Source organism: Sphingorhabdus sp. YGSMI21 (genome assembly GCF_002776575.1).
In the GTDB taxonomy this organism is placed as follows: Bacteria; Pseudomonadota; Alphaproteobacteria; order Sphingomonadales; family Sphingomonadaceae; genus Parasphingorhabdus.
This window is the reverse complement of sequence record NZ_CP022548.1, coordinates 86287-109497: the sequence shown is the minus strand read 5'-3', so window position 1 is coordinate 109497 and position 23211 is coordinate 86287. Positions and strand designations below refer to the sequence as shown.

20 protein-coding genes and 2 pseudogenes are annotated in these 23211 nt (G+C 53.1%); 6 read left to right on the top strand and 16 right to left on the bottom strand.

Going from position 1 to position 23211, the window contains the following annotated elements; all coding sequences use genetic code 11:
* Positions 1-34 precede the first annotated feature (34 nt).
* Both CHN51_RS00565 and CHN51_RS00560 read left to right on the top strand, forming a co-directional pair.
* On the top strand, positions 35-403 hold the full coding sequence (locus CHN51_RS00565) for a hypothetical protein (RefSeq protein ID WP_100092285.1): 369 nt from the start codon (positions 35-37) through the stop codon (positions 401-403).
* Positions 404-422: 19 nt separating this feature from the next.
* Entirely contained in the window at positions 423-1331 is a 909-nt protein-coding gene (locus CHN51_RS00560; protein ID WP_100092284.1) for an MvdC/MvdD family ATP grasp protein, read from the top strand.
* A gap of 31 nt (positions 1332-1362) precedes the next feature.
* Here CHN51_RS00560 and CHN51_RS00555 read toward each other — a convergent pair.
* Positions 1363-2373 (bottom strand): annotated as a pseudogene (locus CHN51_RS00555) (IS3 family transposase); the annotation flags it as partial.
* A 64-nt stretch (positions 2374-2437) separates the two neighbouring features.
* On the opposite strand from CHN51_RS00555, the gene CHN51_RS00550 reads away from it, so the two are divergent.
* The gene (locus CHN51_RS00550) at positions 2438-3478 is read left to right on the top strand and encodes an IS110 family transposase (RefSeq protein ID WP_100092283.1); all 1041 of its coding nucleotides are present in this window, start codon (positions 2438-2440) and stop codon (positions 3476-3478) included.
* Between the two features lie 249 nt (positions 3479-3727).
* On the opposite strand, the pseudogene CHN51_RS00545 reads toward CHN51_RS00550, so the two are convergent.
* Positions 3728-4069, bottom strand: a pseudogene (locus tag CHN51_RS00545) (transposase); the annotation flags it as partial.
* Positions 4070-4233: 164 nt separating this feature from the next.
* Between CHN51_RS00545 and CHN51_RS00535 the strand changes: the two are divergent.
* Positions 4234-5031, top strand: a complete 798-nt coding sequence (locus CHN51_RS00535; protein WP_100092282.1) for a hypothetical protein — start codon at positions 4234-4236, stop codon at positions 5029-5031.
* A gap of 477 nt (positions 5032-5508) precedes the next feature.
* Positions 5509-6672 carry a hypothetical protein gene (locus CHN51_RS00530; RefSeq protein WP_100092281.1) on the top strand — a complete coding sequence of 388 codons (1164 nt, stop codon included), beginning with the start codon at positions 5509-5511 and terminating at the stop codon, positions 6670-6672.
* A 229-nt stretch (positions 6673-6901) separates the two neighbouring features.
* Here the strand turns inward: CHN51_RS00530 and CHN51_RS00525 are convergent.
* A protein-coding gene (locus CHN51_RS00525) for an IS5 family transposase (RefSeq protein WP_100095349.1) occupies positions 6902-7662 on the bottom strand; the annotation gives its coding sequence in 2 pieces (ribosomal slippage) (positions 6902-7329 and positions 7329-7662; 762 coding nt in all).
* An 824-nt stretch (positions 7663-8486) separates the two neighbouring features.
* On the opposite strand from CHN51_RS00525, the gene CHN51_RS00515 reads away from it, so the two are divergent.
* Entirely contained in the window at positions 8487-8702 is a 216-nt protein-coding gene (locus CHN51_RS00515) for a hypothetical protein (RefSeq protein WP_100092280.1), read from the top strand.
* Between the two features lie 4 nt (positions 8703-8706).
* Here the strand turns inward: CHN51_RS00515 and CHN51_RS00510 are convergent, their stop codons facing one another.
* From CHN51_RS00510 to CHN51_RS00450, 13 genes are all read right to left on the bottom strand, one after another.
* Positions 8707-11409 (bottom strand): conjugal transfer protein TraG N-terminal domain-containing protein, encoded by a 2703-nt coding sequence (locus CHN51_RS00510; RefSeq protein ID WP_100092279.1) that lies wholly within the window; start codon positions 11407-11409, stop codon positions 8707-8709.
* Positions 11410-11426: 17 nt separating this feature from the next.
* Complete coding sequence (locus tag CHN51_RS00505) at positions 11427-12857, bottom strand: conjugal transfer protein TraH (RefSeq protein ID WP_100092278.1); 1431 nt, start codon at positions 12855-12857, stop codon at positions 11427-11429.
* On the bottom strand, positions 12847-13569 hold the full coding sequence (locus CHN51_RS00500; RefSeq protein ID WP_240616968.1) for a conjugal transfer protein TraF: 723 nt from the start codon (positions 13567-13569) through the stop codon (positions 12847-12849). The genes CHN51_RS00505 and CHN51_RS00500 overlap by 11 nt, the downstream gene beginning before the upstream one ends.
* A gap of 149 nt (positions 13570-13718) precedes the next feature.
* Positions 13719-15452, bottom strand: coding sequence for a conjugal transfer protein TraN (locus CHN51_RS00495; protein WP_100092277.1), 1734 nt, complete (start codon positions 15450-15452; stop codon positions 13719-13721).
* Between the two features lie 3 nt (positions 15453-15455).
* Positions 15456-16226, bottom strand: a complete 771-nt coding sequence (gene trbC / locus CHN51_RS00490; RefSeq protein ID WP_100092276.1) for a type-F conjugative transfer system pilin assembly protein TrbC — start codon at positions 16224-16226, stop codon at positions 15456-15458.
* On the bottom strand, positions 16223-17257 hold the full coding sequence (traU, locus tag CHN51_RS00485) for a conjugal transfer pilus assembly protein TraU (RefSeq protein ID WP_240616814.1): 1035 nt from the start codon (positions 17255-17257) through the stop codon (positions 16223-16225). Before traU ends, trbC begins: the two co-directional genes overlap by 4 nt.
* Entirely contained in the window at positions 17254-17889 is a 636-nt protein-coding gene (gene traW, locus CHN51_RS00480) for a type-F conjugative transfer system protein TraW (RefSeq protein WP_206170064.1), read from the bottom strand. The genes traU and traW overlap by 4 nt, the downstream gene beginning before the upstream one ends.
* The gene (locus tag CHN51_RS00475; RefSeq protein ID WP_100092275.1) at positions 17886-18395 is read right to left on the bottom strand and encodes a S26 family signal peptidase; all 510 of its coding nucleotides are present in this window, start codon (positions 18393-18395) and stop codon (positions 17886-17888) included. Before CHN51_RS00475 ends, traW begins: the two co-directional genes overlap by 4 nt.
* The gene (locus CHN51_RS00470; RefSeq protein WP_100092274.1) at positions 18392-18787 is read right to left on the bottom strand and encodes a TrbI F-type domain-containing protein; all 396 of its coding nucleotides are present in this window, start codon (positions 18785-18787) and stop codon (positions 18392-18394) included. Before CHN51_RS00470 ends, CHN51_RS00475 begins: the two co-directional genes overlap by 4 nt.
* Positions 18784-19215 (bottom strand): hypothetical protein, encoded by a 432-nt coding sequence (locus CHN51_RS00465; RefSeq protein ID WP_123906198.1) that lies wholly within the window; start codon positions 19213-19215, stop codon positions 18784-18786. The genes CHN51_RS00470 and CHN51_RS00465 overlap by 4 nt, the downstream gene beginning before the upstream one ends.
* A complete protein-coding gene (gene traC, locus CHN51_RS00460) occupies positions 19178-21748 on the bottom strand; it encodes a type IV secretion system protein TraC (RefSeq protein WP_100092272.1) in 2571 nt (856 codons plus the stop codon). The genes CHN51_RS00465 and traC overlap by 38 nt, the downstream gene beginning before the upstream one ends.
* Positions 21745-22479: a conjugal transfer protein TraV gene (locus CHN51_RS00455; protein WP_123906197.1), complete on the bottom strand. Its 735-nt coding sequence runs from the start codon at positions 22477-22479 to the stop codon at positions 21745-21747. Before CHN51_RS00455 ends, traC begins: the two co-directional genes overlap by 4 nt.
* Positions 22476-23210: a DsbC family protein gene (locus CHN51_RS00450; RefSeq protein WP_240616813.1), complete on the bottom strand. Its 735-nt coding sequence runs from the start codon at positions 23208-23210 to the stop codon at positions 22476-22478. The genes CHN51_RS00455 and CHN51_RS00450 overlap by 4 nt, the downstream gene beginning before the upstream one ends.
* Position 23211 lies beyond the last annotated feature (1 nt).

Below are 23211 nucleotides of genomic sequence, written 5' to 3'. Positions count from 1 at the left end.
GTAGGAACTTCGATAGCATGATAGAAATTTTCATATGACTAAATTGCTACTCAAGAAACCTGAGCCTTTTCTTTTCCGCTTTGCACAGCCCAGATCTGCTGATGCGGAGATGCCGGGTCATTATTGCGATGAGCAAAAAGTCTGGGTTTTGGAAACGGTGACTGGCGAACGTCCGATAATTGAAATCGACGGAGGGTCACTGATTGCCACACAAAGTAAAACTATGACGCAGGTTGAAACCGATGACGATGATTATGACAACGCTGCAATGGTGGAAACTTCGACATACACCAAAGTCAGACAAGAAGCAGATGATCAAGACGCGCAATCTGGCCTGCTTGAGCTCCAAACCAAGACTGAGGTTGTTCAAGAAAGAGACGATGAAGTTGACCCTGTCATTTGAGTTTTAGGGCTGACATCTCTTGATCCTGCTCGCGACCAACAAGCGTGATGTTACGACGGATTTTGTAGTCCAAGAAATGCGCCGCCGGGAGATCGCCTTCTTTCGATTAAACACTGAGGATATTGGTGATTTTCAGATCGATATGATTGATGGCAACCCTGCCATAATGCGCTTAACTAGGGCTTCGGAGGCGCTTGACCTATGTAAGATAACAGCGGCCTATTACCGAAGGCCAGGACGCCCTGAATTTGCAGAAACCGATGAAGCAATCGTATCTTATCTAACGGCCGAATGGTCTGCAGTTCTCCGCAGTATGTGGAATGCGCTAGAAGGTCGTTGGCTTAATTCGCCTTTCTCGATCCTCCGAGCTGAGGACAAACCCAGACAGTTAAAACTCGCGCGACAAGCCGGACTGTCCGTTCCTGCTACTCTCGTGTCCAATAATTTCTCAACTTTACATGAATTCTCATCAAGTGACTCCACCGTAGTCAAGCCACTGCGCCATGCACTGATCGAGAAAGGTAATAGAGGCAGTGTCGTATTTACTAGCCAGCTCGTAGGACTGGATGAAACAGATTGTGAGGCGATTAATCGGGCACCAATTATTGCTCAAACAGAAATACGCAAGCGTTGCGATATTCGAGTAATCGTAGTTGATGACAATTTGTTCGCCACAGCCATAGGTTCACAGGATCACGAAGAAACGCAAACCGATTGGCGCCGTGGAGTTAGAACTGACCTGTCCCACGACTCAATCAAACTTCCAAAAAACATAGAGTTATCCTGTCTCTCGGTTGTAAAATTGCTCGGCTTAAGGTTTGCTGCCATTGATCTTATAGAAGATCTGGAAGGGCATTATTGGTTTCTGGAGGCTAATCCCAATGTGTCCGTCGTCAGAACATTTGGCACAGATGGCTGCGTAAATTAGCGGAGCATCGGCCTCGTCTTATTGGTTGATATTAGGCGGCTAGCTTGCGGTGTTGCAAGCGCCGATGTTCAATGGTCTTTCGTTTGATCCTTTCCCGTTGTTTGATGATGGCTTCTGCGCGGCCAAAGTAGGCGTCTGCGGGCGTCACATTTTTTAGGCTCTCATGATAGCGCTGGTGATTGTAATGCTGCACGAACGCCTCGATCTGGGTTTCGAGATCGCCAGGCAGGAAGTAGTTTTCCAGCAGGATGCGGTTTTTCAAAGTTTGGTGCCAGCGCTCGATCTTGCCCTGCGTCTGCGGATGGAACGGAGCACCGCGAACGTGGCTCATGCGCTGGGCTTCGATGTATTCCGCCAGCTCGCTAGCGATGTAACTCGGGCCATTGTCACTAAGCAACCGGGGCCTGTGATGGACGCGGGCCTGGTCGCAGCCTGACGCTGCCAGCGCCAGATCCAGCGTGTCGGTGACGTCTTCAGCCCGCATCGTGCTGCACAGCTTCCAGGCGATGATGTAGCGAGAGTAATCATCCAGCACCGTCGATAGATACATCCACCCCCAGCCAATGATCTTGAAGTAGGTAAAATCCGTCTGCCACATCTCGTTGATCCGGGTTGTCTGGGTATGGAAGCGGTCCGCCGCTTTGATCACCACATAAGCCGGGCTGGTGATCAGGTCATGAGCCTTCAGCAGGCGGTAAACCGTGGCTTCCGACACGAAGTAGCGCTTCTCATCGGTAAACCGCACAGCCAGTTCGCGCGGGCTGAGTTCGGATTGTTCCAACGCCAGTTCGATAATCTGGTCATGGATATGTGCCGGGATCCTATTCCATACCCTGCTTGGCGAAGACGGCCGATCCTCCAGCGCTTCAGGCCCGCCCTCCAGATGCTTGTCATACCAGCGGTAAAAGGTCCGGCGCGCGATGCCCAGCCTGTCCAGCGTTTGCTTGGCAGGCAGATGCGACTGCTCGACGATCCTGATGATCTCCAGCTTTTCGGATGCAGGATATCTCATTCCTCGTCTCCCCCATGCCCGCTCATGCTTATGGAATGGCCCGCCTCAAACGAAGCTGTCATTATGGGCTGAGGTACAAAATGAGGAGATTGTCATGAACAACACTAACATTGCTGTTTTGGGCGTGGATCTAGGCAAGAACATTTGCAGCCTCGCCGGTTTCGATATCAGCGGACAGTTAATATTCCGCAAGCGCATGCGGCCCGATACGATTCCAAAATTTACAGAGCGACTCTCAACATGCATCGTTGCAATGGAGGCCTGTTGCGGTGCTCATCATCTGGGCCGTTTAATTGCCCGGCAAGGACACGAGATCCGACTGATGTCGCCGGAATACGTGCGGCCATATGTTAAAGCTCAGAAGAACGATGAACGCGATGCCGAAGCTATTGCTGAAGCTGCTTCGCGCCCGACAATGCGCTTTGTTGAACTTAAGAGCGCCGAACAGCTCGACATGCAGACGCTGCACCGTTCGCGTTCACGGCTTGTGGGTACACGCACGATGCTAATAAATCAGATGCGAGCCATTCTGTTAGAGCGGGGGCTCAGATTTCCGCAAGGCAGGCGCAAGCTTGAGCTGGCGATTGATGCGATGCTGGGCGAACCGGCTACCGGCATCAGTCAAAGAATATTCGAACTAATAGCGGATATGCGAGATGAATGGAGAGAACTCGATGGCCGTATTGCCATTCTGGACCGTGAGTTTGCTCAATGTGTCCGGTCAGATCCGGATACTCAGCGCCTGACTTCTGTTCCGGGTATCGGACCGTTGACAGCAACAGCACTGGTTGCAGCGATTGGCAATGCCAGTTCTTTTACGCGTGCCCGTGATCTTAGCGCATGGCTTGGCCTCGTTCCAAAACAACGAACCACCGGCGGCAAGCCTAAGCTTCTGGGCATAAGCAGGCGGGGTAACATCTATTTGCGAACACTGTTTATCCACGGTGCGCGAGCTGCTTTACCGTGGCTGGCGAAAAGCGAGACCCAATTGGGCTTTTGGTTGCGCGGGCTGCTTGCCCGGTCTCACCGCAACACTGCAGTTGTAGCGCTTGCCAACAAACTGGTGCGTATCGCGTGGGCAACCTTGCGTCACCAAGAAGCATATCGGAATGCGCCCGCCAAATCTGTGGCATAAATATCAAGGAGTTACAATCTATCGAGAGATACGCTTTTGCGAGTGGAAAGTGAGATGGCCGAACGGTTGATCGGCGGACCGGACACCTGGTTAAAAAAATGGCTCTTCGAAGCCGACATGCTTATGAGGACCGGGCCGCGCGAATATCCATCTTGGCGACGATCAGATGATCGATATGCCGCATACGTTTACGCAGACCGTGCGATTGCTATCAAAAAATCTACTATTGCAAAGAGGCGGGCCATACGTTTTTTTAAGCAGACGGTTCTCGAGAGTAAGATCGGCTACGCATTCCTTCAGGTCGCGCGCCTGGTGCCGCAGGTCCTTCACCTCGTCACTGGTAGCAGCACGCGCAGTGTCACCGGCCAATCGGCGCTTGCCAGCCTCCATGAACTCCTTCGACCAGACGTAATATAGGCTCTGTGCGATGCCTTCCTTGCGGCACAGTTCGGCAATGCTGTCATCGCCGCGCAGACCTTCCAGCACGATCCTGATCTTGTCCTCTGCTGAAAAGTGCCGGCGAGTTGCCCGCCGAATGTCTTTTACTACCCGCTCAGCACTCGCTTTGGGTTTTGAGGATTTGGGTCTCATCTTCGTTCCTTCGTCACTACGACGAGACCCAAATCCTCCTTAACTTACAACATCAAATTTGTGCCACAGGTGCTGACGGGGAACAATCCCAATGGTCAATGGGCTTGGATTGAACAGAAGACCGCGGCGCCAATCTCCGCTGCTATAGTGGATGGATTAGCGCGATGAATTGGCGGAAATTAATTGATATAATATTTCCATATATTGAAACACTACCGGACGATCAGGTTGAGAAGGATAAAGAAAGACTGGCTGAGGATCTCGCATCCATAAATTCTGCCAAATTTCGGCAGAACGAGGAACATGCACTGGACGAAGCCCGCCGCGTTGCTGCGTCTGAAGATCAGCGAGTGAAGACCGCAGAGAGTAAAGCGACCACGTATCTTGCAGTTCTCGCGGCACTAGTGCCTCTCCTGATTACGCTACAATCAACCTATTGGGAGAGCAAAGCTGGCCCAGCTCCTAGCGGATTGAAGTTTGTGGTGCTGATAACAGCTATGGTTTACGTTATGGCCGCTGGATATCATTCTTTTAAGGCGCTCCAAGTATCTGGTTTCCAGCGGGTTGGCGAAGCTGATGTAGCTTCAGCGTGGGGGTCCAGTCGGCCATTGGCACGTTTGACGCGCAATATTTTGTTAGCATCAAGGCGATCTCGTGATGTTGTGAACTCAAAGGTGACACGCATACGAGTCATTCATCACCATCTGCTGCGAGCATTTGTCGCGTTTATTCTTTTACTCCTGCTGGACCCATTATTCTATTCCTTGGGGTATAGAGTCCAAAAAACGACCGATGATGAGCGCGGCCAAACAGTCGTTATTGAAAGCAATGCGTATTTAAATGAAAAACCAGGCGCCTATTTGTATCCTGGCAAGGATGAAATCAAACAATCAGGCAGGAAATCAGAAGAATCTGTCAAAAGTATATTAGTTAAGCCTGCTGACAAAACAAAAAATAAATGAGTTCCGAATCCAGCCACATGCAGCTTGGAGAAATAGCCGAAATTGACCAGGAAGCGGACTGACACGTTGTTAAAAGTTGCTATTTATTGCATTATTTCAATTGGTATTACCAGCTATAGGTCGCGCCAAACAATACGTCTTTGTCCTTACAAATTATAGCTCGAAGAAACCAATGTATAAGGTAGGAATTGCAGGATTCGCTGTTTCTCTCGATTGCTTTTTGGCGGGAAGTGCCCAAAGTTCAGACCGTCCACTGGGAGTGCGCGGCGAGGAGGTCTTTCAATGTTACTTTCCGACGCAAGCTTTTTGCTAGATGCAGGGTAGAGCGGGTGGCGAAACTGGTCCTAACGATCAGTTCGCCAAATGCGAGATGGAAGGCTTCTGCGCATTTATACTTGGTCGCGACATGTTTGGGCCTAGCTGGCCTAGTCTAACGTCTCTCTAACTGGTATTGAAAACACGGATGAAGGCACGTCAATGAACGAAGACCAACGGGCGACTCTAAAACTGCTCCCTGAGCCGGGCGCGCCCCGCATTTGGCGAAACTGGCTCGCTTCAAAAGGTAGTGAGAATCCTTATTGGATAAGTGAATACCCCCTCTACTCGGATGCATGGTTCACCGCCGAGGCCCGCGATCGCGGACCATTCAACATTCTCAATGCCTTGGCGCAGACTACCCATTCAGGCGGGAAGCATGAATGGAAGCCAGCGCTCATTCTTCGTGTCGCCCACCACCTTCCTGGTGAAATGCCCGACATGAGCGTGACATCAGCGAAACATTATCATGGTGGCTGGCTTCCCGACGAAGTTGCTGCTCTCCTCTCGCTTGAGTTGGGCCTTCGAATAGTAGCAGGACCAGAAGTGCGCGAGTTTGGCGCCGATAATGATCCGCTCGGACGACCGAGGACGTATGCCTCGGCGCTCCTTCCATCGCTTCCACCGCGCTTGGGCCCGCCCCAGATGCAAAGTCTGTTCGGCACACGCAGCCTCACCGACGTTACCTTATTTGACACGCTGCCGACGCTCTCGGCTGCTGCAGCGACTACACTCGTTAAGAGCGCCCGGACATATCAGCAGGCACTGTGGATCGCAGACACGACCCCAGAGACCGCTTGGCTCTTGCTCGTTTCCGCGATCGAGATTGCTGCGGGCTTCTGGGATGCTTCCCGTATGTCACCGGCAGAAAAGCTCAAGCACAGCAAACCTGGCCTCGTTGCAATTCTTCAAGACAATACGGACTCTGACCTCGTAAGCAAGGTCGCTGAAGAACTGCATCAGGTCATTGGCTCCACGGGAAAATTCATAAGCTTTAGCACTACATTTATGCCCGAACCTCCTCCTACTCGTCCGACAATGGAACGGTTCGATTTTGGAAAGCGCTCCTATAGGGACGCCATCACCAAGATATACGACCACCGCTCTAAAGCCCTTCACGACGGAACCCCGTTCCCATCGCCTATGTGCCATCCACCTCGGGATTATGGCAAGGGCGAGGCTCCTTGGGAGAAGCCAGGCGGTCTGGGAGCTGCATCGCATGGTGCAAGCTGGCGTGAAGAGGAGTTCCCCATGCATCTCCATCTCTTTGCCTACATTGTGCGAGGAGCTCTGATTAACTGGTGGCAATCCCTGATTTCAGATTAAGCTCGAGATAGATCCGAGCAACAATTTCGCTATGATTTTGCGAAAAACCAGCCGTTGTTTCAGCTCACCGCTATACGGATAAGACGAAGCCTTGTGACCATCGCCCAGCAGTCGGCAAACACCAAGCCTGCTTATTGGAATAAAGACACGCGAAACATAGTAGGAGAATGAGCGCAAAATATGAACTATGTCCGAATTTAATTTGCAGAATGACTAGGGTCAGGACTCATTAACTGAGCCAGAAGATGACGGTAGCTGCGATTGCGATGGCGGACATGAAGGTATGTGCGCATCGGTCATAGCGGGTGTGGATACGCCTCCAGTCCTTGATGCGTCCGAACATATTCTCGATTTTGTGACGTTGCCGGTAGAGGGTTTTGTCGAAGTCAGCGGGTAATATCCGTCCCTTTCGCGGCGGGATGCACGGCGTGATGCCTTTGGCCTGCAGGGCGGCGCGATACTCGTCGCTGTCATAGCCTTTGTCCCCGATCATGCAGAGGGCATGATCGGGTAGCGCGGAATATGTGAGCTTTGCACCGATATGATCGCTCATCTGCCCTTCGCTTAAACACAGGACCAACGGCCTGCCTGACCCGTCACACACGGCATGGAGCTTGGAGTTTAAGCCGCCCTTCGTTCTTCCGATATATCTGGAAACAGACCCTTTTTTAAAAGGCTGGCAGCGGTGCGATGCGCTTTCAAGTGCGTGGCATCAATCATCAGCACGTCATCGGCATCGCTGGTAGCTGCCAGAGCAGAGAATATCTTGTTGAACACACCCATACGGCTCCAGCGGATAAAGCGATTATAGATCGTCTTATGAGGGCCATAGGCTGCAGGGGCATCGCGCCAACGCAACCCATTACGGATCACGAAGACAATGCCACTCAATACACGCCGGTCATCAACTCTCGGAACTCCGTGCGATAACGGGAAATATGGCTCTATCCGGCGCATCTGCGCCTTGCTCAACATAAACAGATCACTCATCAGCGGCACCTCCTTTGATGCCACCATTGAATCAACCTTCTACCAATCATGCAAGCTATTTAATAGGTCCTGAACCTAGTCAAAACACCGGATAATTAGATCCAAGATCGGCCAACCGATAATCATCCAAGCAAAAAAGCAAACTTCCGCGCCAAACAAAATATTTGTCATTCTTGTTTTCAAAGGGAATTGATTATCCACTACAGCGGTGCAACTTCCAATATTTACTCCACTTGAGTGCCCAACCACCTTTTACCATCGCGCACGATAGATCTCCAGATTTTGGTGACACGCACCATGCCGCAGTGCGCTTGCCGCCAGCGCCGCCATCGGACCGGCATTTCAATGTAGGTCCAGAGACCAGAACATGACCCTCCCTTGACCGTCCAGAAGGTTTGCCCACCAATTTCACTAGAGCGTCGCGTGCTTCTTTTGCACTTGCCTTCGGACAGGGATGACCAGTTGAACAAGTCCCATCCATTTCCCGTGCAGCAATGCCTGATAGTCTGACTCTTGGACCTTCGGCGCACCAGATTGGACCATCACCATCCCAGACACGGGTGGGTGTGCATTCGAACGATTGCCCTGCGCCAACAATGGTAGAACCCATTAATAGCAAATCAATCAAACCCATGTTTCATCCGTAGATATCTTAACTTCATGAACGGAGATAATGACGGCATTGGCTGCAAACTCAAGTTGGAACATTGGATTGGCCGAATTTGACCAGTTAATTTCAAAATGACTGTGCACTCGAATTCCGCTATGGTCTGAGAGAAGAGGGGGCTTGGTTCCGGGTGAATCATGATCTTGGAGACTGAAAAATGACCGAGGATAAAAACACACAATCTGACGATCAACAAAACTGGCCCGGTTTGTCGGAAATTGACAAGGCGCTCGCAGAAAACCGTCTGACTGCTTATACATGGAAAAAGACTTGGGCTGACCCTTGGGGACGATTGAAACTAGTTACGATTTTTATCGGACTTATCGCTTTTGCGATTTTTGTAGCGATCTATGACGGCTGGATATCATTCTAATCACCTACCATTCCTTGATATCGTCTGCTGCTTTCTCACTCGCACCGCGCGCATTTCTGGTTTTCCGTTTCATCGCATCCTCAACAATCCCGACCCGCGTTTTTCCACGCGACTGAGCACCGGCTACTTCATCCCCTATTGCGCCAACATCCGGCGCTGCACCGACCGATCCTGAACCTCCACCGCCTGTCGAAACGCTTCCGCGAACATCAGAGGCACTACCGATATTTGGTCTTTGGACGGGCGCAAATTCCGGCAAGGTTAGCTTATCGTCAATATCATCGTGCAGCCTTTCCGCATAACCGGCTACAAAGCGCGTTTGCAGTTCCTGACCTTCTGCGCTGAGCTGGAAGTTGATATCATCAAATCGTGCATTGCCGTAGTAATCGCGATTGCCCTCAATCTCCGCCATGCCCCATTCGCGGTACGCTTGGCTAAGGTTGAGCGATCCAGCGGCACTGTTGCTTTCATACCATGTTGCCTGATCTTCCAAGCGACTGGCAATTTCTTCCGCGCGTCTGGCTTCAACCGTATAGCTTTGCGCTTCTGTCAGCGATGTCGTGAGACCAGATGCGCTGCTGGAGATCGCAGAACTGCTGCTCGAACTGACGCTTCGCACAAATCCATCACGGGTATTGGACCAGTTCCGGCTATCAGAAATCTGGTTCATGCTGCCCATAATCCGGTTACGGTCCTCCGACGCAATTCCAATGTCGCTATCCGTCCAACTTTGATTGCGCCCGCCCTTGATACCTAGCGAAGCACTTCCAGCTCCCTTTTCACCTTTCACGCCTAGAGCTCCATCACCATTCAGAAACCAGGACACGGATATATCGTCCGCCGCGCGGCGAGACAGTCCATATTGCCGCTGCAAGTTTCTCGATGCAGAATCCACTTCGCTGAACGCATTGTTGACACTGTTGCTCTCGTTTGTACCGACAGCGGTTTCCGAAGAACTCCCCTGGCTGTAGGTATTTCTGAGTTCGTTGAACCGGGTCACTGCCGAGCTAGTCGATTGCTGGGCAAGATTGGAAAATGTCTCACTTTGTGATCGGCTGCTCGATGCCAGCGTGGAAAGCCTAGAGGTGAAATCCTGCCCCAATGTTGGGGTGAACGGATAGGAAGAGTTCGGAACCTGATCGAATGAATTTTCGGGAAAGCTTGTTGTTTGCGTCCCGCTATCACTGAATCCGCGTGTCTGCGATGCGCCATAAGAAATGTTCGGCGCGATCGACCCTTGCGCAAATTGTTTCGAAAACACGCTCGAATTTTCAATATTGCTGTTGCCAAGCGACACATTGCCAGTGCTGGCTTCGCGCGCTGCTTCCTCTGCTGCATTTTGCGATGGATTAAGATAGGAAGTCGCTTGGCCTGAGATTGCCAGCGCGCCTCTGGCGATACCGCCAGCAAGAAACGGAATGGAGGCAACAAGATATCCAGCAAGCACGCCAATATCATTATTCACATCAACCATTCCCGAGAAGTTTGCGAGACTAAGACCTGTCCCGCCGGCTGCGCCGCCAACATCAGATGCGCCTTTAAACATCAGGATCATGTGCAATATCACAAACAATGGCCCCCAAGCAGCAAGATAGAAGAAGCCTGTAATATAGCCCCGCAATGCCGTTGGTCCGGTTTTTGGCATCAGGAAAAGCGGGAACAGCACAGGAAACAGCGCATAGAATACCACCGTCAGTACGATGTTGAGAATGGGCACCCACTTCATCGCATTTTGGGCGATGGATGAGTATGTACGCTCGGTCTGGATGTCAGCACGGGTCTGGGCAAAAACATCAACGCTTGAAGTGCCGCTGGAGCCGGCCATTCCGTGCATCGCCTGTTTCATCGCGTTGATGGTCAGCACTTGCCGGAATATCTCGCTGGCGTTTTTGGAAACCCCGCTCAAATAACTATATGCAATAGGCAAATCAGCAAACAGCTTTGCTTTGGCAAGCGCTGCGGTTTGTTTAGGATAGAGTTGGCGGCCAAAGATGGTCCCCATCTCATCAATCATTGCGACCCACTGAGAATTCAGATCATTGTAAGCCGCGCGGCAAGTTATGATATTGGCGCTTACACTGTCATCGGGATTGCGTGTCAGGAACTTTTGCGCGCGCGCTGCGCTACCCGGTGCAATCACTGCCCAGATATCATCGCTTGCTGACAGTTCCTTCATTGAATAGCGACCGAGCAGTAGATCATAGAATACGCACTGACGAAAATGCTCGTCGAGATTGGCGGCAAATTCAGGATCAGAAATACGCAAACTGCGCGTCGCATCGAATAGCCGCGAGCCATAGATCATTCCATTTTTCGAATAATCCAGATCGGTCGGTAACCCGAATACTGTTTCCGAGGAGCGAACCAGATAATCGCCAACCTGACTGGTGAAGCTTGCCATCAGTGCAAGGCCTAATGGTACATTGGCAACTTCGGCTGGTGCCAGTGATGGATTGATGCGGTCAGTGACATGGACATCGAGGCGCGGCACCATCAAGCACATGTAGATCAGCGTTGCGCCTAAAAACCAGTGGAGCCATGCGCGCCAGTCCTGATTGAAGGCGACCACTATCACCGAAAATGCTAGCCCCATGACCATGGCGACCTGGATCAGGCTTTTGTATCCGCCCGCGCCGGTCCATGCCGCAACGGCGTTGAGGACATTGACGATATATTCGCCGCCGCCAATTGTGAATATCTCGACCATCTAAGCTGATACTCCGCTCAAGGTGTCAGCGAGCGGTTTTGAACCGCGCGCGACCAGTCGAGGGCTGCTGCCATGGAGGGTGACATGGAAGCGGAGAGCATATTTTCGATCATCGCAGTCTTTTCGATAATCTGCATGATCGCGCTGACCTTGGCCTGACTGTTAGATTGTCTATCCGCCAAGGCGTGGCGCACTTCGTTTATTTGACCCTGCCACATCGCGAGCTTGGCCTCGTCCGCGCCGATGAAGGTGGACATCGAACGTCCCGCTTCGCCAACAATCCGTTCGAGCACTGCAAAGAGCAGATCAACCGAGGCGATTTCAGCAAGCGTCTCGCGGTCATCGGTAGGCATGCCGCGACCATAAGCGGCCTGAACGGTCAGAATTTTATAGAGCGGCACCGATGCGACCTGCAGCAATTCCTTTTCGGCATTGCCGATCGCCGTGTCGGCGCGAATAGCTTCGACCATGCTGGTGATCAGCGCGGCCACGCGCGGGCGAATGGCTTTAGAGCTAGCAAGGCTCATATTGCGAAACGTTGGATCGAGGCATTGATCGGCTTCATCGCAATCAAACACCTTGATGGTCTGTCCCGATGTGCCGTCCAGCAATGCAGTTACTAATGTCGAGGAGGCATCGCCGGCGAACGGCACAAATTTTCCAGGAGATGCGTCTTTGGGCGGTACATATATAATAGTCCCGATGAGCGTCATCGCATATTCTGCGAGTTCGCGGTCAAATGTGCCGCCCGGATTGAAGAAGGCGGATTTCTTGAGGATATGCCATGTGTAATTTCGCGCGACGCCCGGATGCACATCAGCATAATCCGCGCCCGCGCCCGCATTTGTGGAATCGCGCTGGCCTTTCGTACCGCAACCATGTTTGGCGGCAGCATAATCAGTAAATACGCCTTCCGAGTTACCAATCGCTTCACAGATTGCCTTGTCAGCTAGATCACCCTTCGGCCAGATACCGCCCACCAAACCCTGCGCCATTTCACAGCTGTTGATGTTGAGATTATTCATGAGCTGCGCTTTTTGCGAGAACTCCTGCATGATCTTTGAGCATTCCGGGCACACGGTGTCGATGGCAAGGCTGAAGGCAAAGCCAACCGCGTTGTTCGCCACGGCTTTGAGCATCGCGACAATCTCACTGGCGTTGATGAAAGAAAACGAACCTGCAAAAATATCAATGCCGCCGCAGCCCGCCTTGGCAGAAGGGAGCTGCAAGTTAGCAATATTGGTCGTCTTCTGGGGAAAGCGCGTCCAGACATTGCCGAGACTATAATAGCCTGCTGACTGACCCTCGAACGCCGTGGGTCCGGTGACATTAGCAGCACCGCCCATATCATCCATGAACCGGTCCATGCTGTCTCCGACATTAGCAGACACGGGAGCGATGATTAGACTTGCAGCTGTGATCGCAGCGATCGCTTTTTTAATAATCATGTCCGGCTTCCTTTGATGTGAGTAAATAAATACGATCCTGCAGTTCATCAGCAGAAATGATGCCGTAGCCGATTGGAATAGCCCGGCTTTGCGCGCTGTCCCACAGCACCAGGGCAGGGGTGATTTTAGGCTTCAATCCCATGCGCGCACGTTGACCAGCTTCGACGGTGTAATTTTGGAAATGCCGCGACGGTCCGCCATCGGTTGAGATCGCGCGAACGGTCAGTTTCCAACGACCCGATACTGATTTTACGATTGGCGACATGACCTCACAGGCTCCGCAGCTCTGAGCAAAAAAGTAAAACAGCCCGTAGCGTTTCCCAAGATTGGCCATGACGGTATCACGTGAAGCGCTCCGGTCATCTTGCCATTGTCTTTTGGCGAGTGTGGAAACCGGGCGCTCGAGCGTATAGTCGAGATCCGGTTGCTGCCAGATTGCGCGCTGCCAAACGTCTGAAAACAGTGACGCACGATCAAGTTGTTCACGTTGGAAGCGTATATAAGCGATGACATTCTTGCGGGTTGGTTCGAGGATGGCTTTGGCTTTAAGCTCACGCAATTCCTTCGTGACCGCATCGAGTTGCTCGCTTGCGCTTGACTGCGGTTCTGGTTGAAGTGTTTCTGTTTCAGGCGATTTCGGCTTGGTGCAATAGAACCAAAATCCCAGTTTCCGTTTCTCGCAGTAGAGTTCATCCGCGCTGGTTCGCGTCATATTGGTTTGTTGATCAATTGCTTTGGATGCAGCGCCTTGCGCGAATGCCGGACTGAGGGCGGCATCCATAAGCAACGTTATTGCAAGGACAAGCACGGCCATTCCACCGAGCGTCAAGGGCAGGGGAAGCGTGGAGCCAAAAACATTTTTCATGGGCCTGATCTTTCATAGAAATCTTGAATTTTCTGCTGAATATCATTGGCCGCTTCGAGTTCATCGGGCAGGCGGGCGGCTTCGGTGAACTCCGAATAGATTTCGGAAAAATCCATTCTTGAAAGATCGAGCTGCGCGAATTCCTCGATTGTGAATCCATTGCATTGTTCGTCTTTCGCCCGAGTCCAAGGTTTGGGAAGCTGCGCGCGGCCTTGCTCCTGCAAAATACGCGACAATTTGGATGTGAAGCAGCAATAGGCTTTCTTCTTGGTGATGCAGATGCCGAGGATTTTCTTTGAGCAATAGCTGCCGACATAGGCACACAGTCCATTGGCATCGCGTTGGTGAAGAAGGATCTCTTGCGTGTCGCAGCCCAGCGCAACTAGCAGGCTAATGCCGGGAATGAGCGGAAAGCCTTTGCCCTTGCAGCAATTAAGCACCCCGAAGACTTTTGAGCCGCACGTCTCGCGCTCGCCTTTGAAAAGCGTTAATGTGTCGGGATCAAATTGTCCGCGCGCATCGTCCATCGCGTGAAGCGCAACAGCGGCATCCTTGAACTCGTCATTCGCTTCGCGCTCAATCGTCTCACATGATCCGTCGATGCAATAGACATCGCCGTCACAAATATATTGGCTACCCGAGCCTTGCGTATCTGGAAGCGGGCAATCATAAACCCATTCGGTGGTCGAGCAGGGATTATCTTCGCTTAGACAATCCTCGCGGAGCAATTGGCAAGCCGGATTATTATCCAATTCCTCGCAATCATTGGCAGCGCGCCGGGCATTGCATTGATAGGCCCGCTCCCATGCCCAACAGGGTTTTGTGACCGGCACACCGTTTATGATGCGGGTTACAGGGTCGCTGTCGCTGCAAGTCTCGGCTGTTTGTTCGCAATCGGCATCTTCGGCAAAAGTCCGACAAGCGGCATCATTTTGGTTTTCCTGAATAATATTTTCAGATGATGTCGCGTAAGGCGTTTCTCCCGCGACAGGCGCGCTGCAGCTCATTTCAACATAGGGTTCGCCGGGTTCAACGCAGTATCGATCCTGTTCACGGTTTCCGCCCCATTGCAAACACGGTCCTGGACGTATTCCGGCCCTCCGGCATCCATTTGCGTTAAATATCTCGCAAGAAGGGACGCCGCCAAATTGGTAAGGACTGATATCGCTGCACAGATAATGATATTGGGTCCGCTGCTCGACCCTTACATTTAGATAGATGCTGCAACTCTCGTTTGTTTCTTCCAGCGCCACCCCGCTATTGCAGGTAGCCGTATAACGGCCCGGCGATCCTGGAGAGGGCGGTAGCGGAACGCAGCGCCCTTCCGCCCCGCCAATTTCCATACCGCTGGTATAGGCAAGTGGGTCTTCGTTGATCGAATTAGACCGCGCAGTGACCGCTTTGATTTCATCTATCTCAAACTTCGCGCGCCGGGCATTGGAGTCCTTTATCGCTTTCATACCCTCGTGGCTGCGCGCTGCGGCCCTTGCATCGCCTTCAATGCGTTCCGGATTATCGGCATAATCCGCCTCAGCAGGATTTGATGTGTATCCAGGAACACGCGCCGCATCGGGCTGCGTGCTTGCATTTGCGCGGGCGCGTCCCTGTTGTTGATTGGCAAAAGCTTTGCCTTCTTTCCTGGCCGCCTCGCGGTCCTGTGCCGCCAGTGGTGATCCGGCGGAGAAACTGATGACCGTGACAACGAGGGCAAGGCATTTAAGAAACTTCATCACTCAGCGCTCCTTCTTCAGGCGGGCAAGGTGCAGCGCGGCGAGACGCGATCCGGGACCAGCGCCGCCCGCAAATGTTTCGAGCGCATATTCTACGCTGACATTGCCCGTCATCCGGTCATGGGGCGGGACAGCGCCTGTGCAATTGAAACCATCGCAGAGCGTAAAATCGGATGAGGCCATTACGAAACTGGGCGCAGCCTTGATATCAAACGCCCGGAATAGTCTGGGATCAATACCGAGCGCGGATAATTGCTCGCCGTCCGAGGCCATAGCGGTCAGCATTTTTGTCAGCTGTTTGGCGCTGCCACCGGGGAAACCACGCAGCACCGTGACCCCGCCTGCCGCCGATGTGTCGCGAACGAGTTTTTTCAAAGACTGCGACGGCATCGACAAGCTTGCAAAGGCAATGAAACGCGGTGCGTCACCGAGTTTGGCCTGAGCCATTTTTGCATGATCCGAAATCATCCGGTCGAAATCGAAGACTTCATCCATGTTGTTTTCTTTGTTGTTTGCATGTTTCCGCTCGACAGTTTGCGTATATCGTTCGTGATTAGCCCGCGCCTGGTCTTGTGTCTGACGGGCGTCGCTACGCAAATCTTCGCTGCGCAAACGGACATTTTCCGCCAGTGCTTCTGCCTCGGCGGAATAGGTTTTGGCGGACGCCCGTATGGCTTCAATATCGAGTATGTCCGAGTTCACGCTTTGCGCAGCGGCAAAACCGGTGGACGCGGAGATCGTGAACAAAACCGAAAAGAGAACGAAGTTCTTCATAATGCGCAGCAATTCCGTTTGCGCCAGACTAGATAGCCCATGTCCTCGCCAATGGCGGGAATGACCTGTCCGGCAGATTGAAAGGTGGTGGAGGCTCCGATGGGCGGGCAGGCATAGCGGCCCTTTGTCGCCGGATTGGGATTGGTAGCCTGCAGGCGATATTGCTGCTTGCGCATGATCGGCATGAGATATTTGCCGCACAGGCCTTTGTTGCCCATGGTTCCCCAGGACACCAGCTGGCGGTGTAATTTATACGCAAAGCGCGACAAGACGAGCCGGGAGGCCTGGACATGGCCAATGCTCGCCGAGACATTGCCGTTCATCGGATACATTGAACCCTGACAGCCAGCACACCAGAAGAGTTCATCGCGCGGCAGATTGACCGTGGCAGAAACACAGTCGGCCGCGCACGCAGCGAGCGCCAGCGGATTGGCGAACAGAACTGCTTCTGGATTGATGATCGCGGTAAGTTCACTGTCTTGCCACAGCGGATCAATCTCGGAAATATAGAGAATGTCGACAGAACCTGCTTCGAGACAGAGAAAATCGGCGACAATCTCCATCCAGTAGATCAGCGGATAGGCATACCAATGGACATGCCAGCTAGAATAATATTGGCTGGCCCCGCCAATGGCCGATGGCCCTGAGATTGAACGATATCCAATGTCAAACCCGGGATCGATCTTGAGCCCGCCCAGATTGACAAAGCACCATGGCTTCATGCTGACATCGGCAAGCCGGACCGGCTCCCAGAACCCCATGGCAATGCCGGGTCGTATTCCGCACAGACAAACGGGCAAGGTAGGATTTTTAGGATCAGGTCTGCTTGATGGCCAGATATCAAGGCCGCCAATCGACAGCGGGAAAAGACACGACCAGCAGATATCGGTGATCGGATTGACAAATTTACCGGTGCAGCGGCCCGGCCCCGCATCGGCGCGAGCCGGGGCTGAGACAAGCAAGCTGAATGCCAGCAGACATAATAGTAATGCGGGCTTAAATCTGAATATTTTTGAAAAGCTTTTTGTCATTGGGTTGGCCTCCGCTTTTTGGACAGCGCAAACTCCCGGATGCGCAGCATCCGGCCCTGTTGATCGACCATCGCCGGTAGTGCTTTAATATCGAAATGCGCGGTCAGTTTTCCGCCTTGATCAAAATAGAATCGCCTTTGGCGCGCTTTCATCAACTTGAGCGGCGCGCCGTTCGTCAGAATGAGTTTCGCAGTCTTTGATTTTTGCGCAAATGCCCATTCGAGCTGGGCTGGATCATCGCCGTCTAGAAATATCAATGCCGCGCGCAGAGGAACGGTATCGAGGGGATTGACCCTGGTTCCTTTGGCCCAGATCCTGCGTTTATCATGACCAAAAATATCGGCCTGCAATGTGATGGTCGGATCGAACAGGCGCGTTGTGGATTTTTCTGCTCTGATCAACCCCGCAACGGGTTTAGGCCGGTTTACCCTTGCGATGGTGCGCGCTTTGAGTTTCTGGTTGAGCCGGTCAATGTCACCGTTCTTGTCCATGGTCTGAAGGCGCGACTGAATCTGTTCGAGTAAATCCGGTTCGATAATCGGGAAATGCGTACCCTGCTGGCCATAGTCGCGCGCCAATGCCGGTGACGACAGCAGGGCCGTAATGAGGAAAGGCAAAGATAGTCTGTTCACAATATTGCCCTCCCGGTGCCAATAATCCGGGGCGCGCAAATGAAACCAATCTCGCCATAGCGGCTATCAAAGCCATGTTTGTGGGACGTTCCGACATAATAGCAGCCGCCCGGAATGATGCCTACTGGACCTTTGGTAAGCGCTGCCCCTTTACGGGTTCTGGGTTTGGTTCGCGCCACAAGCCTATTGTTGATAAAGACATTTTTGCCGTCATGGCGAACCCGATCGCCCGGCATGCCCAATATCCGCTTTCCGAAGATCTGCGGTTTCGCGCCAAAGTGATTGATGAGTAGTTCTGAACGCGGTGGCTCGAAGAATATCAACGCGCCCCGAGAAGGGGTAAAATTCTTATCCAGCCAGAATGCCCAGTTGGGCAGGCTGGGACTGGCATTGATCAAGAGCGCATGGTTGTCGCTGAATTTGGCTATCGGCGCGTAGAGCAACGGGATCGCTGCCAGCATTGCCAGAACAAGCGGGCGTTTCAGGCGGGATATGAGAGCGCTCATTGCGGTTTCTCCCGGCTGTCGTTTTCCAGTTTTTGGGCGATTTTGGTTTTGAGCTGCGGCGTGGCATCGGGCGTATTTTTTGAAAGCACGGCTTCAGCAACCAAAATCACATGTCCGCTACGACCCAAATCATCCACCGCCGCTTCGGTTGCTTGGAGATACCGGGCAATTTCTTGCCGGGTGACTTCGGGATCAGCATCACCCTTTGCCTCCCCGTCAATGAAATCCCGCATGATCTCGGACATGCGGACTTGCACTATTTGTTGTCTATTGGGCTCGATCAGACGCAAGCTGACCCAGATGATCCACAAAATCGCAGCCGTGACCAGAAGGACCATGATAACGGATCGCGCGCTTGGCAGATGCTCTGGTGAAATTGCAAATTTGCTCATATCTTGCTCCTTTCGGGAAAGGCACCCGCTATCCGCCTGGTAAATCCTGGCATCCGAAGCGCCGCGATCAGAGCAGTAGACCCAAAGAATATGATTTTGAGGTCGCTGGAAAACGCCAATCTGCGCATTCCGTCCGCTTCGAGATAGCGGCAGCTCAAATTGTCCAGATGCGTGAACAGCCCGAGCAAATCCCAGCCCGATAACAGCAGGAAAAAGCACAGCGGCAGGCCGAGCGCCATCAATACCGAGCTGATCGCGAATAGCGATGTTTCCACCATGATGTGGCAAGAGGTTTGAAAAAACTGCTTTAGTGGGAACGGAGCGCGATTGCAGCGCCGGTCCTTGCTTGTCCCAAGGGAAAGATAAGAATCAAACAGCGTATCGGTTTTGTCAGGCATTGTGCTTGCCCTTCCGATTGTCGGCGCCAACACCGGACACGCGGGCGATCGCCTGTGCCAGAGAAGCACCCGCTTCCTGCTCAGCCTCGATCGCAGCATAAACATCGGGCGAAGAAGAATAGATGCAGGCGGAATAGGGATCGAGAACTAGCCGACCAACTGCTTCGCTATCCGGGCCTTTGATAAAGACCTCGCTATATTCCTCGCCCGAACGTTTTAAACTGCGGATCAGCGTTTCGGTGCGATCATCCATGTCGAGGCGGTCGTTCTTGCGGAAATCTGCAATGGTTTCCGGTTTTTGCTGTAGCACCAGCATCCAGTCGCTATTTTCGAGCGCTGCGGTTGCGCCATCGGATTTGTAATAATCATTGAGTGACTGCGTGGCGGTGGCCAGCGCGCCGCCATATTTGCGCGCCGTTCGCGCGTAGGTCTCAACAAACTCGCCCATCGAACCGCCTTTGAGCAAAGACCATGCTTCATCGATCAGAAGCAGTTTTTTGGTGCTGCGCGGGCTTTGGGTCATCGCCTGGCTGGTCATGAACATGATTGCGCACAAAATGACCGATCTTAGCTCTTCGCGCGTTGCCAGATCAGACATTTCAAATACGGTAAAATCATCATCGAGTGCGATACTGGCTTGGCCTTCGAAAAAGCCGCCATAGCTACCGCCGCTCATATAGGGACCGATGGCAACGCCCAGATCATCCGCGACAGGATTGGAAATGGCTGCGAACGCCGCTGCTACGTCATTGATGGTTCCGCCGCTGCCAAGCGCTTCCCAAACTGTAGTGACTGCCTGATCGATCAGACCGCGTTCGGTATCGGTAAGCCGGTCGCTGTGCCGCGCCATTTGGCCGACAATCGCTTTGATCATCGCGATGCAGTCGAGTTTATAATCATCGTCTTCGGCAGCGCGCACATCGTCAATCATCGAGAATGGATTGAGCGAGAAACCGGATTTGAGCGTAAACTCTACAAAACGACCGCCCTGTAATTTAACCGAATGTTCGAACGAGCGCCCGTCGTCAATCACAACAACTTTCGCGCCTGCGCCTCTAAGGCTCGCGCACATTTCCTGGAGCAGCACCGATTTTCCGGAACCGGATTTTCCGCAGATCGCGACATTATGATTGCCGGCGTCATTTTCAAATGGCGACCAGTAAAATGGCTGCCCGCGCCTGCCGACCAGCAGCAGATGTGGCAATGGCCCGCCCAGAAACTCGCCCTGCAATGGCGCAATATGGGCCGCGCTGGTCGACAGCATGGTTTTGAGGCGCTTTAAACGTTTGAGATCATGGGCAAGACCATCCGCCAGCGTCATGGGCATGGCCGCGATCAGCCCGTGGAGCTGGAGAAAGCGCTCATCGGCCAAATCCCAACCAGCAGCCTTGTAGATAGCCTTGATCGAGCGTTCATGTGCATCGCCGAGGCCGAGTGGCGAATAGCTGGTCACGCCGTAAAAAAGTTGCACCAGTCTTTTGCCAGCCTGCAATTCTGCCTGGACATGGCTCCATTCGGCAGATTGCTGGGCGAGCTTGGGCAGAAACCGCGCGCTCTTGGATTGGCTGAGACTGGTTGTGCGCATAAATTTGAAACCGGCTTTTGCAGACGCGCCCTCGCGGTCGGGATAGACTAAGCAAAGCATGGTCGCAGCCGGGCAGGGGAAGCGTAGCTTGTCTGTAAACATGTCACCGATTAGCCGCGCGCATTCCCACGGCGCCCATCGTTCGGGCATTTGCCGGACGCCGAAATGCCGGATATCGAAGGCATCGGGATAGATAGCGCCGATCTCAGGCGTGCCATCAGCGCCGCGCCCGATTTCCCGGAACCGCTCGGTGCGCAGGATCATCCGGTCATCTTCAACTTCGAGTTCAATATCACGGCGGATGGCTTGACTGGCGATATCATCGAGCGGATTATATTCGGTTCGGTCTTCCTGCGGCGCCGTCGTAGGAGAGGTCAGATCATCAACCAGCGCGATGAGTTCCTGCGGTTCCATTTCACCCGCATCAATGCCGAGCGAGGTTAGCACGCCGATAAGTCCCTCACGGCACTGCGCGAGTTCATTATCATCAACATTTGCGGTGTCTGGAACGCCCAGCGAGATAACCAGATTATGGCAGCGGGCATGAAACGGCGCATGGGCAGAACCGCTTTCCCAGACCAGATCATACAAACGTTTTGATCTATGACGCGCCATTGCTTCATATACGCCGCCCTGCGCATAGCGCTTGGCAAACCAGGGCGCGACCACCCGGCCAATCCGGGGGCTGGCAAAATGTAATATCTGCAGGCACGCGCCTTCGGGCATGCCTTCGGAAAAAAACTGCCCCAATATTTCACCGGTGCGTTCATCCGCTCCAATCAGCGGCGCGGCGGATAAAATAAATCCTTTGGAGCGCGCATTGCGATACAGCCGCGGTCCGGTATCAAATACCCGGTAGGGAAGCCAGTCTGACAGCATATCGAGCGCGATGCTTGGCTTTGCATGGTCAGCGGTTTTCTGATCACCAAACAGGCCAGACAATAGTTTTGCGCGCGCAGATGGAATGGAGAAGGTCATTGTCCTTTCTCCAGGCTGGGCAGTCTGTTGTTCCCGCGTATTTTGGCAGCTTCAATGGCCTCAATACTCGGTAGACCATCCTTCGGGAATGCCTCCAAAACAGGGTGAGGGGTTCGACTTGCTGGGGGAGGGAGCCCATCGAACCCCTCGATTGCCGGCATGTTTGCACCGGCAATTGCCTCTCGTACGGTCAAGGGGTACGAACCACGCGAGGGCAAATTATAAGAACTTTTGAGAAATGGGTCAGTGGCGTCCATTGATTCTGACGGCGCTTCACTGGCGCCATCGTCTGCGCTAAGAGCGCCACCAGAATTGTCTTTGGATGCTAGCTTGGCTTGATCTGCTATATCGCGCGCCATTTGCTTGGCGATATTAGTATCACCACTAGCCAATGTGGCAGCCCAGTCGGGAGTGCGCGTGATTACATGCACGCTGCGGGCTTCATGCAAATTGCCCGACGCATCGACAAATCCGGGAAAGACAATCTTGAGCACACGCTCGCCGGTCCGCGCGGTTTGCGCCGCCGATATCAGGTTTCGCCTGCCGCTCGGCTGAGATTGCTCGAGCATTGCCACGCTTGCCGCCGCATCAATTTGCGATGTCGGTGCGCAGCTGCCGCCCGGCGCCTTGCAATCGAAACTGCCGCTTATATTGCTGCCCAGACTGGCGCAGGATGATAGTGAGACGCATGACAGCGCTAACACGCCCAATGGAAAACGCGCCCGGATCATTTTGCACCTTTTGCATTTGAGCCGAGGAACGCGCGGATTTCAGAAGCGCCGCGATATCCTTCAAGCACCGCGCCATCACTTGCGCGCACCATGACCGGCGTCCCGGAAAAACCGTGGCTTCGTGCAAAGGCCTCATTGGCATCAAGACCCGATGTGTCGCATGATTTTTGTGGTTTTGGCGTTTCGCCGGAATAGGCTTGATGTAGCGCCTTGGCAGGATCACTGGAACAGATTACCGCTTCGGCCAGTTTTCGGCTCTTTTCGCCCAGAATCGAAATTGGCCGCTCTTCGACGCGCACATGCGCTTTTTTAAGTTCAGCGGTCAGCCGCTTGCAATAGCTGCAAAGAAAATCGGAAAACACAATGAGGTTGGGGCCGGATTTGCCCCCCCAATGGACGGCGCCTGATGGCGTTAAGTCCGCGACGGGAACTTTGGATGCGCGTTCTTCGGCGGGCTGTTTTGAGGCCGTTGGTCCAGTGTCATTTGCACCCGCGGAACCTGCGACCAGCAGGTCCGGATTAAGCTCCAGTAGTTTGGCAGCCGTCAGGTCTGCCCGGCTTTCCATATCGTACAGACGCCCGACAAATAGATAACGCGCGCGTTCATCGATATAGAATAATGTCTTTTCTGATACGACTTCGCACAGACCGCCAAATCCCTTGCAGGTGAGGCTGGTGATTGGTGTTTTGGGCAGGCGCAGCTCAATTGCGGTTCGTACTTCCTGAAGCACC

Coding starts and splice junctions, on each gene's coding strand:
- CHN51_RS00565 (WP_100092285.1), top strand. CDS start 35: ATGACTAAATTGCTACTCAAGAAACCTGAGCCTTTTCTTTTCCGCTTT.
- CHN51_RS00550 (WP_100092283.1), top strand. CDS start 2,438: ATGAACAACACTAACATTGCTGTTTTGGGCGTGGATCTAGGCAAGAAC.
- CHN51_RS00535 (WP_100092282.1), top strand. CDS start 4,234: ATGAATTGGCGGAAATTAATTGATATAATATTTCCATATATTGAAACA.
- CHN51_RS00530 (WP_100092281.1), top strand. CDS start 5,509: ATGAACGAAGACCAACGGGCGACTCTAAAACTGCTCCCTGAGCCGGGC.
- CHN51_RS00515 (WP_100092280.1), top strand. CDS start 8,487: ATGACCGAGGATAAAAACACACAATCTGACGATCAACAAAACTGGCCC.
- CHN51_RS00510 (WP_100092279.1), bottom strand. CDS start 11,409: ATGGTCGAGATATTCACAATTGGCGGCGGCGAATATATCGTCAATGTC.
- CHN51_RS00505 (WP_100092278.1), bottom strand. CDS start 12,857: ATGATTATTAAAAAAGCGATCGCTGCGATCACAGCTGCAAGTCTAATC.
- CHN51_RS00500 (WP_240616968.1), bottom strand. CDS start 13,569: ATGACGCGAACCAGCGCGGATGAACTCTACTGCGAGAAACGGAAACTG.
- CHN51_RS00495 (WP_100092277.1), bottom strand. CDS start 15,452: ATGAAGTTTCTTAAATGCCTTGCCCTCGTTGTCACGGTCATCAGTTTC.
- trbC (WP_100092276.1), bottom strand. CDS start 16,226: ATGAAGAACTTCGTTCTCTTTTCGGTTTTGTTCACGATCTCCGCGTCC.
- traU (WP_240616814.1), bottom strand. CDS start 17,257: ATGACAAAAAGCTTTTCAAAAATATTCAGATTTAAGCCCGCATTACTA.
- CHN51_RS00475 (WP_100092275.1), bottom strand. CDS start 18,395: ATGAGCGCTCTCATATCCCGCCTGAAACGCCCGCTTGTTCTGGCAATG.
- CHN51_RS00470 (WP_100092274.1), bottom strand. CDS start 18,787: ATGAGCAAATTTGCAATTTCACCAGAGCATCTGCCAAGCGCGCGATCC.
- traC (WP_100092272.1), bottom strand. CDS start 21,748: ATGACCTTCTCCATTCCATCTGCGCGCGCAAAACTATTGTCTGGCCTG.
- CHN51_RS00455 (WP_123906197.1), bottom strand. CDS start 22,479: ATGATCCGGGCGCGTTTTCCATTGGGCGTGTTAGCGCTGTCATGCGTC.